12 protein-coding genes are annotated in these 12868 nt (G+C 47.5%); 2 read left to right on the top strand and 10 right to left on the bottom strand.

The window, feature by feature from the left end; genetic code table 11:
- Window positions 1-4: 4 nt before the first annotated feature.
- From QL234_RS03665 to QL234_RS03650, 4 genes are all read right to left on the bottom strand, one after another.
- Window positions 5-916 carry a hypothetical protein gene (locus tag QL234_RS03665; protein WP_281556490.1) on the bottom strand — a complete coding sequence of 304 codons (912 nt, stop codon included), beginning with the start codon at window positions 914-916 and terminating at the stop codon, window positions 5-7.
- 4 nt (window positions 917-920) lie between these two features.
- The gene (locus QL234_RS03660) at window positions 921-1604 is read right to left on the bottom strand and encodes a hypothetical protein (protein WP_281556489.1); all 684 of its coding nucleotides are present in this window, start codon (window positions 1602-1604) and stop codon (window positions 921-923) included.
- On the bottom strand, window positions 1597-2145 hold the full coding sequence (locus QL234_RS03655) for a sigma-70 family RNA polymerase sigma factor (protein ID WP_281556488.1): 549 nt from the start codon (window positions 2143-2145) through the stop codon (window positions 1597-1599). Before QL234_RS03655 ends, QL234_RS03660 begins: the two co-directional genes overlap by 8 nt.
- A gap of 91 nt (window positions 2146-2236) precedes the next feature.
- On the bottom strand, window positions 2237-3157 hold the full coding sequence (locus QL234_RS03650; RefSeq protein ID WP_281556487.1) for a hydrogen peroxide-inducible genes activator: 921 nt from the start codon (window positions 3155-3157) through the stop codon (window positions 2237-2239).
- A 462-nt stretch (window positions 3158-3619) separates the two neighbouring features.
- Here QL234_RS03650 and QL234_RS03645 point away from each other — a divergent pair, with 462 nt between their 5' ends.
- Window positions 3620-3901 carry a peptidylprolyl isomerase gene (locus QL234_RS03645; RefSeq protein WP_281556486.1) on the top strand — a complete coding sequence of 94 codons (282 nt, stop codon included), beginning with the start codon at window positions 3620-3622 and terminating at the stop codon, window positions 3899-3901.
- Between the two features lie 320 nt (window positions 3902-4221).
- Here QL234_RS03645 and QL234_RS03640 read toward each other — a convergent pair whose 3' ends face one another.
- The 6 genes from QL234_RS03640 to QL234_RS03615 form a co-directional block, all read right to left on the bottom strand.
- The gene (locus tag QL234_RS03640) at window positions 4222-5487 is read right to left on the bottom strand and encodes an inorganic phosphate transporter (protein ID WP_281556485.1); all 1266 of its coding nucleotides are present in this window, start codon (window positions 5485-5487) and stop codon (window positions 4222-4224) included.
- Between the two features lie 10 nt (window positions 5488-5497).
- Window positions 5498-6178: a TIGR00153 family protein gene (locus QL234_RS03635; protein ID WP_281556484.1), complete on the bottom strand. Its 681-nt coding sequence runs from the start codon at window positions 6176-6178 to the stop codon at window positions 5498-5500.
- Window positions 6179-6504: 326 nt separating this feature from the next.
- The gene (gene phoU, locus QL234_RS03630; protein ID WP_281556483.1) at window positions 6505-7206 is read right to left on the bottom strand and encodes a phosphate signaling complex protein PhoU; all 702 of its coding nucleotides are present in this window, start codon (window positions 7204-7206) and stop codon (window positions 6505-6507) included.
- A 63-nt stretch (window positions 7207-7269) separates the two neighbouring features.
- On the bottom strand, window positions 7270-8094 hold the full coding sequence (gene pstB, locus QL234_RS03625; protein ID WP_281556482.1) for a phosphate ABC transporter ATP-binding protein PstB: 825 nt from the start codon (window positions 8092-8094) through the stop codon (window positions 7270-7272).
- Window positions 8095-8165: 71 nt separating this feature from the next.
- Window positions 8166-9803, bottom strand: coding sequence for a phosphate ABC transporter permease PstA (pstA, locus tag QL234_RS03620; RefSeq protein ID WP_281556481.1), 1638 nt, complete (start codon window positions 9801-9803; stop codon window positions 8166-8168).
- A gap of 27 nt (window positions 9804-9830) precedes the next feature.
- The gene (locus QL234_RS03615) at window positions 9831-12077 is read right to left on the bottom strand and encodes an ABC transporter permease subunit (protein ID WP_281556480.1); all 2247 of its coding nucleotides are present in this window, start codon (window positions 12075-12077) and stop codon (window positions 9831-9833) included.
- Window positions 12078-12342: 265 nt separating this feature from the next.
- On the opposite strand from QL234_RS03615, the gene QL234_RS03610 reads away from it, so the two are divergent.
- Window positions 12343-12840: a hypothetical protein gene (locus QL234_RS03610; RefSeq protein WP_281556479.1), complete on the top strand. Its 498-nt coding sequence runs from the start codon at window positions 12343-12345 to the stop codon at window positions 12838-12840.
- Window positions 12841-12868 lie beyond the last annotated feature (28 nt).

Genomic DNA, 12868 nt, shown 5'->3' with positions numbered 1-12868 from the left:
GACATTAAAACTGGTAGCCCTGACCTCTTTCCAATAATTTTGCCACCGAGATCTTATCGCTGCTGCAGGCGGAGATATCTTTTTTGTTGAAAACAAAAATCTGATCTTTATAGCGACGGCCATCCTTGTCACCACCGGCCTTTAAAATCACCGTCACTTTCTCATTTTTAGGCAGCGCCTTTAAGCCGTTACCGTATAAACATAAGGTTTCCGCCATACTGCTCGACAGCTCCCGGTAAAAATCGCTGCGCTGTGCCTGCTGCTTTTGCTTGGCAACTTTTCGCTTTTCATTATATTTTTCAGCACGTTGTTTAATAGCTTTGCGCTGCTTTTCTACTTTCGCTTTTTTCGCTTCCAATTGGGCCTTTTCCTGTGCCAGTTCCTTTTGATTTTCATCATCAACATGACGCAGCTGATACTGCAAATCCCGCATTTCCCGCTCGATATCCCGCACTTCCCTGGCCATATCCCGCTGCTGCTCCCTTAATTCCCGGTATTGATCTCTTTCATCATCCAGGGAGTCGAGCGCCCGCTCATAACTTTCCGAAGCTGACTCCAACGCCTGCGCCACCTGAGATTCCACTTCAACAAGCTCTTCATGCTCGTGCGAGCCAAAATTAACCACAGGAATTTCCGGGATCGGCGGGATAACAAAATTAAAGTTATAACTGCCGTGATTACCTCTGATAGAGCTGGAATTAACGGTAAACACAATCCCCTGCCCCTTTAAATAAGTGCTGTCGACACCTGTGATCCTCGAGCCCTTGCGGCTGTTATCGGATGCCACCGACGACTGGATGATATTGCCCATAATATCAAGCTGTTTATGCATATCCGCATAGTCCTGACTTTGGGCGGCGGTGCTGACGGCGCAGGCAAGTACGGCACAGGGAAAAAGTTTTAACAATTTTGTCATCTGATCACTCCTCTAAACGCCAATTGGCGGGTTTGGCTGTTTTAGCCGATGATGTATTACTGATAGTTTGCAATTTGATCTTGTGTTCAAGCTGCTGGAATTTAATTTTCTGCGCTAACTGTTCATCTTTTCGCTGATCATTGATATAGCTGATAAAATCACCGATATCTTCCTGGCGCTCCTGCCTGGAGGCATCGAGGATATAACTGGCTAGTTGCAGATTATTGTCTTGCTGCCGGGTGACGATATCGGCGGCATAATTGGCCAGCACCACTTGCTGTTCGCTGGCAAATTCTTTCAGCTTCTGCTCTACCAGAGTATTTACCAAAGTCTGTTGCGCTTGCTGCTGTGCCTGAGAATTACCGGCAAAGCTCAATAAAATACCTTCATCCTGCACCACCAGCTCAACTTTTAGCAGCACCAGGGCAACGGCAAACAGCGAACAAGCCATAGATAACACAGGTAAACCCGACCATTGCCACCAGCTTTTTTCTTCACTGCCGCCAAAGGTACTGCCCCGGTCCCATGCCGGCACCGCTTTTTCTCCTTCCAGGCTGGCCTGGTGAAACAACTGCTGCGCCATCGCTTCCCGGTCCTGCCAGCATTTATCTGCTTGAGTGCTACCGCTGTTTGCCCGTGACGATTTACCATCGAGCCAATCAGCAAATTTCTGCTCTTGATCAGACATAACCGACCTCCAACTGATCTTTTAATTTATCCAGTGCACTGTACAAACGCGATTTCGCGGTATTGGTGGATATGCCTAACTGCGCGGCAATATCCTCAAAGGTGCACTGTTGAAAAAACTTCAATTCCACCACCAGCTTTTGGTTAAAGGACAAAAATTGCATCGCCCGCTGCAACTCACTTGCCTGCTGGGTGCTGGACATTTGATACTCGGGGCAGGTAGCATCGCCCTCAGCGAGCTGCTCCGGCGCTTCATCCAGAGATTGGGTCGGCCGCTTTTTACGGTAGAATTCAATGCAGCGGTAATGGGCGATTTTAAATAACCAGCCTTTAAACGGGCTGTCGCCGCGAAAAGAGGCCAGGTTACGAAATACCGCCATAAAAATATCCTGCATCAGATCCATGGCATCATCGCCATTGTTCACCATGCGATAGGTGTAGTTATAGACACTTTTTTCGTAACGCTTTACTAACGTCACCCAGGCCGACTTTTTCCCCTTCAGCGCTTGTTTTACTAACGTTTCATCACTACGTTCAAACACGCATTTTCCCGTTTTATACTTGTTGTTATTTCCGACTTACTATTAATGTCGCAAGCGGCGCTAAAATAGTTTGAAAAAAATTTAAGTTTTTTTATTTTTTTACTTTATTGTCATTTTCAGCAGGCAACAACAACTGCTCCAGGATATTCGCCAGACGCAAAAACGTTTGCTGGCGCAAACTGGTCGGCCGCCATAACAGGCCGATTTCCCGGTAGACGTCAGGCGATAAAGCTTTGATAGTCAGTCCTTCGGCAATGCCCAGGGATTTCTTTACCGCCATTTCCGGCAGGAAGGTAAAGCCCTTGTGATAGGCGGTCATCTGTACCAGGGTCGCCAGGCTTGAAGCGGAAAAATGATTGATGCGGCTGGCATCCGCCAGCTGGCAGGCAGAAACCGCATGCTCGGTTAAACAATGCTCATGGGTCAATAAGAAGATGCTTTGCTGCGGCAACTGCTGGTAATCCATGTCTTTGGCATATAACTTCACTAAATCGGCATCCCCTGCGATATAAAAAGCATCTCTGCCGACCACTTTACTGCGAAAACTGTGATCCGCTACCGGCAGCGCCAGAATTGCCGTGTCTATTTCACCGTTGGCAAGCATAGCCATGAGGTTATCGGTACTGTCTTCACGCAAATACAAAGCCAGATCAGGCAACGTCTGTTGGCACTGTTTGACCAGATCCGTCAGCAAATATGGGGCTATTGTCGGGATGCAGCCGATACGGACACTGCCGGTCGCAGGGTTTCCCTGTTGCTTGCCGTAATCGAGCAGCTCCTGCGCCGAAAGAAGCAGCTTTTGCGCCATCTCCACCACCACTTCCCCCTGTGTGGTGAAAATAAACGCCTTGTGATCCCTTTCTATCAGCTGGCAATTAAGCTGCTCTTCGAGCTTGATAATAGCGCTGCTTAAGGTCGACTGGCTGACATAACAGGCATCCGCCGCACGGTTGAAATTCTGGTGCTTGTGCAGCGCCAATAAATATTTCAGGTGTTTTAAGTTAGGTAACAAGTTCTTCCCCGACGTTTTTCGCCATTTAAGAAACAATAAAAACGATTAAAAATTTCATTTTAATTAAAGATAGCGGTTAAATTAACATGTATTTCTTTTTTATGCCGCAAGCTTTTCCTTAAAAACAGCTATCTAGCAAAACCTTTCAGCATTGTTCAACTGGCATAAAGCAAGATGATCGGAAAAGCAGCCAGGAGAATATTCACCGCTTGTCATAATAAAGTCCAAAGTAAGGCTTTTAGTCCAGAAGCTCTTAGGGTGAAAATTGATCCGGAAAAGTGAAACTTTAATTTCTTTTTTAATTAGGATATGGTTAAAACATAAGTTATAGGCATAATCATTTATAGCTTATTAAAGGCTTTGTTGCTGCTAGCGACTAAGCCTTTATAGAGTCTGGCTCAGGGTATGAATAAAACCTTTGCTCAGGAGAAAACAACGGACAAGATATCAGGAAGATAAACAATGAAAAGAGCCGCAGCCCGCCATATTTTGGTGAAAACAGAACAACAATGCCAGCAAATTAAAGAAAGAATTGAAGCCGGGGAAGCATTCGAGCAACTTGCCAAAGAACACTCCACCTGCCCTTCAAGAATGCACGGCGGCGCCTTGGGCTCATTCAGCCGCGGACAAATGGTGGCAGAATTTGATCAAGTGGTTTTTAGCGCCCAGTTAAATACCGTACAAGGCCCGGTAAAAACCCAGTTTGGTTATCACCTGGTGGAAGTCACTGCCCGTAACGAGTAAGGCCACTCCTTAACTTTCAGGTTGTAAAAGTATCGCCTCTCTCCGCCCCCATATCAGTGCAGGATTGCTTACCGGATATAGCAATTTAGCTTATACCCGGAGTCCTCTCTATCTGAAAAGAAGGCAGAAAGACTTTCATGTATAACCCTGCTCCTTCACTTCCGGTGAATGCAGGATTGCTTACAGGAGGTAAGTACTTAGCTTACGCCAGGAGCCCTCTCTATCTGAAGAGAAGGCTGAAATACTTCCATGTATAAAAAAACCGGGCCAGTTTTTCACTGGCCCGGTTTTAACTGCTTATCTTGGTTTAAGCACGCAGCTTAAGCAAATACCGCCTTCATCATCCAGAAGAACAGGATAGACAAACCGGCACCCACAGGTAAGGTGATCACCCAGGAAACCACAATATTACGTACAACCCCCATGTTGATTGCGGCAATACCACGCGCCATGCCGACACCTAATACCGCACCAACTAAGGTTTGTGTGGTGGAGATTGGCAGACCGGTACCCGATGCAATAACAACGGTACAGGCGGCAGCCAGCTCGGCAGCAAAACCACGGCTTGGTGTTAAATGGGTAATGCCCTGACCGATAGTGGCAATAACCTTATGGCCAAAGATGGCTAAACCGGCAACGATACCAAAGCCGCCAAGCGGTAAGATCCACCAGGCTAGTGCGGTTTTCTTGACGATTTCACCGCCGTTATCGACGATACCAACAACCGCAGCCAGTGGCCCGATAGCATTGGCAACATCGTTCGAGCCGTGGGCAAACGCCATACAACAGGCGGTCACTATCATCAGCACAGCGAAAACTTTTTCAACATTAACGTAATGATCGTTCTTAGAAGCCTTCTCATCAAACTTCAAACGTTCGATATAGAACTTACCGATAAGGGCAACAAGCACGGAAACGGCGATGGCGTATATATAACCTTCGGTAGCGCCAATCTCTAAACCAACATGCTTAAGACCTTTTTTAATGGTAACCAGTGCCAGAACAAAACCGGCAAGCATCATATAAAAAGGAACATAACGCTTGGCCTGCTTGAGGGGATGATCGGTATCAAAAATCAGCTTTTGTGCGCTGTTAAAGATAATAAAGGCAATCACACCGGAAATTAACGGCGTCACGATCCAGCTGCCCACTATGCCTAAGACCTTGCCCCAGGCAACGGTATCAGGGCTGACACCAAAGGCGGCGAAACCTATGATGGCACCGATAATGGAGTGCGTAGTAGAAACAGGCCAGCCCAGGATAGAAGCAATCAATAACCAGGTCGCCGCGGCAAATAATGCCGAGATCATACCAAAGACCAGGAGCTCAGGCGTATCAACAAAATAGCTGGCGTCTATTATGCCCTTACGTATGGTGGAGGTCACCTCGCCACCGGCCAGGTAGGCACCGGCAAATTCAAACACCATAGCAATAATGATGGCTTGTTTAATGGTCAACGCTTTAGAGCCAACCGAGGTTCCCATTGCATTTGCAACATCGTTTGCACCTATGCCCCAGGCCATGAAAAAACCTACAGCGGCGGCAATCAGCACTAATACAGAGCCGTGAGAAAGTAAAATATCCATGATCTAAACCCTAGTTTCTAGCCAACAAAATTTCTAAACGAGCACCAACGCGCTCAGCTAAGTCGGCAAGATCGCCAACCCATTCGATTATTTGATACAAGAACATTGCATCAATAGGGTTCAGTGTATTTTCAATCAACATCAGATCGTGACGAAGTTCAATTTGCATGGTATCTGTATCATCTTCAATTTCATCGAGCTGGTTGATCATCTTTTCAACCAATTCAACTTCACGACCACGAAATCCGGTTTCTAATAAATCGTCTAATTCATTTATTGCATCGGCCGCTTTTTCAGTGGCGTCGATACAACGTTGTAAATAAGTAGTAAACTGCTCCTGAATCGCTTCAGGGATCTCAAGTTTCCGTCCTAATACGCGACCGGCGATATCTTTCGCCTTGTTCGCAATCTTGTCCTGTTGAGTTAACAGTTCAAGCAAGTCAGCTCTGTCCACCGGCATAAACAAACCGCCGGGAAGCTCCAGACGAAGTTTGCGTTTTAATACGTCGGCATCCTGCTCTAACTTGGAAAGTTTTTTACGCACCTTTGCCGCCGTTGTCCAATCCTGCTCGGAGCAGGCAGCAAAGAATGGTATAAGTTGGTTACAACACTTGGTTACCATACGAATGTGTTTTTCTAATGGTTTTATCGGTGATTTTGCAAATACACCTAGTATTGAATTTCTGGCCATAATGTTTTTCCAGGAGACTAATGATCTCTTTGTTTTTATTCGCCGCGGATATTAACCCATTTGCCAAGATTAGCAAACGACTTTATCAGCTATCCGCAGCAGTTATTTTACATGTTAATGACTAATGCCAACGAGATTAAGGAATTAAGCAACATATGCCCTGCCGGAATCTTGCAGTTATTAAGCATTAAAATGAAAAAATATACCGGCAGATGTCGTTGCCGGTATATTTTTATGGATTAAAACGTCCGATATTACAACTTTTATCGAGTTAAGCGGTGACCCGAGGCAGGCATAAAAGTACCTGGCCTGAAGACTGCCAACCGTTAAAGTTCCTTCATATCTTCCGCTTTAAGATGGCGAACATCTTTACCTTTAACAAAGTAAATAATGTATTCGCAAATATTTTGACAACGGTCGCCGATACGCTCCAGCGCCCGGGCAGACCAGATCACACTCATAATTTGCGGGATAGAGCGGGGATCTTCCATCATATAGGTCATCAGCTGGCGCATCAGGGCTTCATATTCCCTGTCTACCTTGTCATCGCTTTTATGCACGCTAATGGCGGTTTCGGCATCCATACGGGTAAAAGCATCTAAGGTGGCGCGCAAAAACTCTATCACCCGGTTGCCGAGGTTTTCCAGGCTCAGCAATAAGGCTTTATAGTCGCCGGAAAAGCTTTCCAGCGCGACATTGGCAATTTTTTCCGCCTCATCGCCGATACGTTCCAAGTCGGCAATGGTTTTTACGATTGCCATGATCAGGCGCAAATCCCCGGCAGCCGGCTGGCGTTTGGCGATGATGCGGGTACACTCGTCATCAATACTGACTTCCAGGCTATTGATCTGAAAATCATTGCTAAGTACTTTACGCGCCAGTTCTTCATCGGCTTCCGCCACAGCAACCAAAGCGTCACTGACTTGTTTCTCAACCAGGCCGCCCATGTGCATCACATGGTTGATCACCCGTTCAAGGTCTTCGTTAAACTGGCCGGAAATATGACGACCGAGATTTAAATTATCCATTGTCTTTACTCTTATCTAGCTAATCTGTTTGCCTGCTCTTACCCGGTAAACCGGTAAATAGGCTTAACCATATCGTCCGGTGATATAGTCTTCGGTTTTTTTCTTCAGCGGTGCGGTAAACAAGGTATTGGTATCGCTGTATTCGATCAAATCCCCCATGTACATAAAGGCGGTTTGATCCGAGACCCGCGCCGCCTGCTGCATATTATGGGTAACGATCACTACGGTAAACTGCTTTTTCAGATCGTTAATCAACTCTTCTATGGTTAAGGTAGAAATAGGATCCAACGCCGAGGTCGGTTCATCCAGCAGCAACACTTCCGGCTCAATGGCTATGGCCCTTGCAATCACCAGTCTTTGCTGCTGACCACCGGACAAGCCCAGGGCACTTTCATGCAACCTGTCTTTCACCTCATCCCATAATGCAGCGCTGCGCAGGGATTTTTCCACGGCATCATCAAGCACGCGGCGGTTATTGACACCGGTAATGCGCAAACCATACACCACATTCTCATAAATACTTTTCGGGAAAGGGTTTGGCCGCTGGAATACCATGCCCACCTGACGGCGAAGGGCCGCCACGTCAACGTGCTTATTATAGATATTTTCCCCGTGCAGGTTAATTTCCCCTTCAATGCGGCAGCTATCCACCAGGTCATTCATACGGTTGATACAGCGCAGCAAAGTCGACTTACCGCAACCGCTTGGTCCGATAAAAGCCGTCACCTGCCCCTTAGGGATAGACATGGTAATGTTTTTCAGTGCCTGCTTGTCGCCGTAATACAGGTTAAGGTTATTAATGCCCAGGGCAACCTGCTCCGGGGATAAGTTGTTCAGATCAAGCTGCTCAGGATCCGATGCTAAAACTTTAGGTGTTACAGAAATCATATTATGCTCTTTCTATTCATCTCTTTTGGCCGGCTGTCGCCGGCCAAGCAATAAAGGTTATGCTGCCGGGCTTAATGCTCTAACATGCGGTATTTTTCACGTAAGCGGTTGCGAATCGATACCGCCGTCATATTCAGGGCGACAATAATGGTCACCAGTAGCAAGGCTGTGGCATACACCAGCGGACGCGCCGCTTCAACATTCGGGCTCTGGAAACCAACATCATAAATGTGGAAACCTAAATGCATAAATTTACGGTCTAAATGCAGGAACGGGAAGTTGCCGTCCAGCGGCAGGTTCGGTGCCATTTTTACCACCCCCACCAACATCAGCGGCGCCACTTCCCCCGCCGCACGGGCGATAGCCAGGATGATGCCTGTCATGATCGCCGGGCTGGCAATGGGTAAGATAATCCGCCATAAAGTCTCAACTTTAGTCGCTCCCAGCGCCAGGCTGCCGTGGCGCATCGCCGCCGGTATTCTCGACAAACCTTCTTCGGTGGAGACGATCACCACAGGTAAAGTTAAAATCGCCAGGGTGATAGCCGACCATAAAACCCCGGGCGTACCAAAGGTCGGGCTGGGCAGGTTTTCCGGATAAAACAGCTGATCCAGACTGCCGCCCACCATATAAACAAAAAAGCCTAAACCAAACACGCCGTAAACAATCGAAGGCACCCCCGCCAGGTTAATCACCGCAATACGTAAGATTTTGGTCAGGGCATTGTTACCGGCATATTCGTGCAGGTAAATCGCCGCAACAACACCAAAGGGAGAAACAATGACCGTCATCAGCAACACCATAAGCACAGTACCGAAAATCGCCGGGAATACCCCGCCTTCGGTATTGGCTTCCCTGGGTTCGTCAACCACAAAAGCGGCGACCTGGCTGAAGAAAACGCCGGTTTTATCCCAAAGGCCCAACTGGTTATTAAAGGTTACCTTAAGTATATCTTCAAAATTAATGGTCACGACCTGACCGTCCATCGCCCTGACTTTAAGCTGGTCGCGGGCAATTTCTTCCCTCAGGGCAAGTAACTTGCTTTCTAACTGCTGATACTCGCTTTTCAGCGTAGCCATTTGTCCGTGGATATCTGCTTTAACTTCTGCAGTTAAGGTTTTATCCAGGTTATGTTTACGCTCTTTTAAACGCAAACGTTCCAGCTGATAGTTAATCGCGCCGATATCCACTTTTTGCAAGGCATCGATTTGCTCCTGAAAATGCTCAACCCGGCTGACCAGCTCAGGGAGCTTGCTTTGCGGCACAAGCTGACCGTCTAAAATCAGCTCTTCAATAAAACCGTAGAAGTTACCATTGGTACGTCTTTCAATCACCACCAGCTCTTCTGGTGTCGTGGTCTCGGTAATTTGCGGTACCAGCAACCAGCGAAAATCAAGGCTAACCAGTTCACGGTTACCGGTTTTCACCAACAAACGTTCAACCGTGGTCGTGCCCGGCGCCAGTGTTATATCGGCATGGGCCAATTGTTCTGCCGGGATAAATTCGCGATCATAAATTTCACCGATCACCGTACTCTTGTTGCCGGCTTGATCCTGCATATCAAACTGATAAATGTCCGACGGCCAAAAATAAGATAAGCCGCGGGAGGCAATCAGCCATAATAACCCCAGTACCGAGATAAGACTGATACTGACCCCGCCGGCAGATAACCAAACCCAGGGGGAACCCGATTTAAACCAAGTTTTCATTTATTCGATTCCTTACAACAGCACTACTTATAAAGAGCTGTATTTTTCTCTGAGACGCTGACGAATAAATTCCGCCAGGGTATTTAATACAAACGTAAACACAAACAGGACAAAGGCTGCCAAGAACAGGATACGGTAATGTGAGCTGCCCACCTCAGACTCCGGCATTTCCACCGCAATATTGGCGGCCAGGGTTCGCATGCCCTGGAAAATACTCCAGTCAAGGATCGGGGTATTACCTGTGGCCATCAGCACTATCATGGTTTCTCCCACCGCACGGCCAAGGCCCATCATGATGGCAGAGAAGATGCCCGGGCTGGCCGTTAACAGGACCACCTTCACCAGGGTCTGCCACTGGGTTGCCCCCAGGGCCAGTGAACCGCTGGTTAAATGACGCGGCACACTGAAAATAGCATCTTCCGCCATGGAAAAAATGGTCGGGATCACGGCAAAGCCCATGGCAATCCCCACCACCAGGGCATTACGCTGGTCAAAGTCAATGCCTAAGTCGTTGGTCACAAACTGGCGCATATCGCCGCCAAAAAACGCCGCTTCCATCACAGGCGATAAGGCAAAGGCCAGATAACCGGTAAAACACAACACGGGGATCAAAATCATCGGTGCCCAGGTTTCAGGAATACGGCTCTTCCACTCTTTAGGTAAAGCAGACCAGCCTAAAGCCGTCAGCAGGGTTGCCAGCGGCAACATCACCAGCAGCAGAGCCATCGCCGGCAGATAGTTTTCAATAATGGGCGCCAGCCATAAACCCGCCAGGAAACCTAAAATAACCGTCGGCAACGCTTCCATCATTTCTATGGTCGGCTTAACCTTAGTTCTTAATACCGGGGTCATAAAGTAGGCGGTATAAATAGCCGCCGCTAAAGCAATAGGTACGGCAAATAGCATGGCATAAAGCGCTGCCTTGATGGTGCCGAAAGAAATAGGCACCAGGGAGAACTTCGCTTCAAAGTCGTCCGAACCTGAGGTTGACTGCCAGATATAGTCCGGCTCGGGATAACCTTCATACCAGACTTCCTGCCATAACGCCTGCCAGGTCACCTCAGGGTGTTCATTTTCTACCGAAAACAGGCTCAGCTGCTGGCTGTCTGCCCCGGTGGCAGTTGTCATCACCAGGGCATCGGCACGCGGGGAAATGGCGAACGCGCCCGGGGCGGCATCGGTTAACTTGCCCTGCCATAAATCGGCGTCACTGGTGGTATAAAAGGCGCCAAGTTTACCGGACCGGCCCATGGCGTAAAAACTCTTGCGGTATTGCTCGGTATAAATAGCAGCAATACTCTCCCCCTCGCTCAGGCTAAAGCTGCGGATTTTTTTAAATTGACGGCCGTTATCGGTAGCAACTTCAAACCACTGGCTGATTTCCCCGAGATTGTTACCAAGCAGCAAAGAACTGCCGCCGGATAACAGCGCCATAGTGGTCAAGCTGGCATCAATATTATCTGTGTCGGTAATAACGGCTTTTAGCGGTACTTCATAATCATCATCGAGGGAGAACACCAGCACGCGGTTACCGTCACGCACAAAAGCCATCATCAGATCCGGGGTGATCAAAATATCATCCACGGCGCTAACCGGCTCTTCAATTACCTGGTAGACACTTTCATGAGCGGGATCATAATTAAAATCATCTTCCGCCACTAAAGTGGTTTTGATCAGCCGCTGGTCTTGGGTTAAGGCAACAAAAACCGCACGCTCATCATCCATGGCAAAGGCAAGTTTTTCCAGGGACGCCTGCATTTCATCAACAACAATAACTTCTTCGCCTAAGGGATAGCGAACAGCAGGATTGATCTCGCGGCTGTTATCATCATAACTGGCGGTAAAGCTTGGCGTCAGCAGTTGTACCTGCCCCAGGCTATCAAGCAATAACTTGTTGTTATGACTGCTGTCGACCACCTGTGTCAGCGTGACCCCGGGCTCTGTCACTTGCTTTGACAACACCTGAGTCCCCAGCGGGCGTGTGGCACTTGGTACCAACTGGTAAAAGTCTATGCTGCCTGAGCGGTTAATAGTAAAAGCCAGCTCTTTGAGCTCATCCACCCCGGTTGAGAGTACTTGCGTACCGGATGATATTTCCACACCCGTTGACGGCGTTATTTCTGTGCTGTCAAATACCGGCTTGATCACATAAAGCAGATAAAGAAAAATCAATACTAAGGTCAGCAAGACGCTGATACCACCTAAGGTGATAAGCCAACGGGCAAATGAATTTTTTAGCTGGCGTGAGCCGGCCGATTTTAACGCTGTCACCACGAATATTACCTTCAGACAAGGGAAGTTTAAATTACGGCGGGGATTATAAGACAGTTATATGACAGTTTTGTGACAGGTGATAAAAGTTAAAAACCAGCCACTTGGAAATAAATTATCCGCCGGGTAATAAATATTCATCTGTTGTTCAACTATGCTTAAAAACGAACATAACAAGAGTGCCGTTTTCTTCTCTGATTAACGCCGGCTCTCAATGCAAAGTTCAGCTAAAAGCGGGCGCCGCTTAAGGGATACAAAGCACACGAACATGATGAACTATAATTACCTGGCAGATACCTATCTGGCAAAAGAGCAGAATGAAATCAAAGACCTGCTCTCTTCCATGGATTCCTTTCAAACCCGGGCATTAACGGTTTACAGCCAGCCTTTTCCGCTCACCTGCCCCGCTTGCGGGCAGACATATCAGGATATTTTTGCCTATTATAAAGTGATCAAAGTGAAAAAAAGTGAGCTGGTAACTTCCACAAAAACCGGCTCCGTCTTTGAGCAAAAGTTTCATTGCCTGTGCGGTGAGTATTTATTCGAAACCAGCTTTGACTATCGCGATACCAGCGAGCAGGGACAAAAACTCAGGGATTTATTCGACCTGTGCCTGGCAAAAGTCAATCAGCTCAACCTGGCGGATGTCAGCCGGGAAGAAATATTTACCTGCATGCAGGAATTATTTTCATTTTACATTAATTTATATGCCTATTTTCGCAATGAGATCCCTTTTGATTTTTTAGATCTGATTGAAGCCAGCTAGCCACACTTTTGTTATCTTCCCTGTTTCT

Source organism: Thalassomonas sp. RHCl1, from assembly GCF_947387555.1.
In the GTDB taxonomy this organism is placed as follows: domain Bacteria; phylum Pseudomonadota; class Gammaproteobacteria; order Enterobacterales; family Alteromonadaceae; genus Thalassomonas.
Note: the sequence above shows the minus strand (reverse complement) of the source record. Positions and strands in the feature narration are given on the sequence as shown.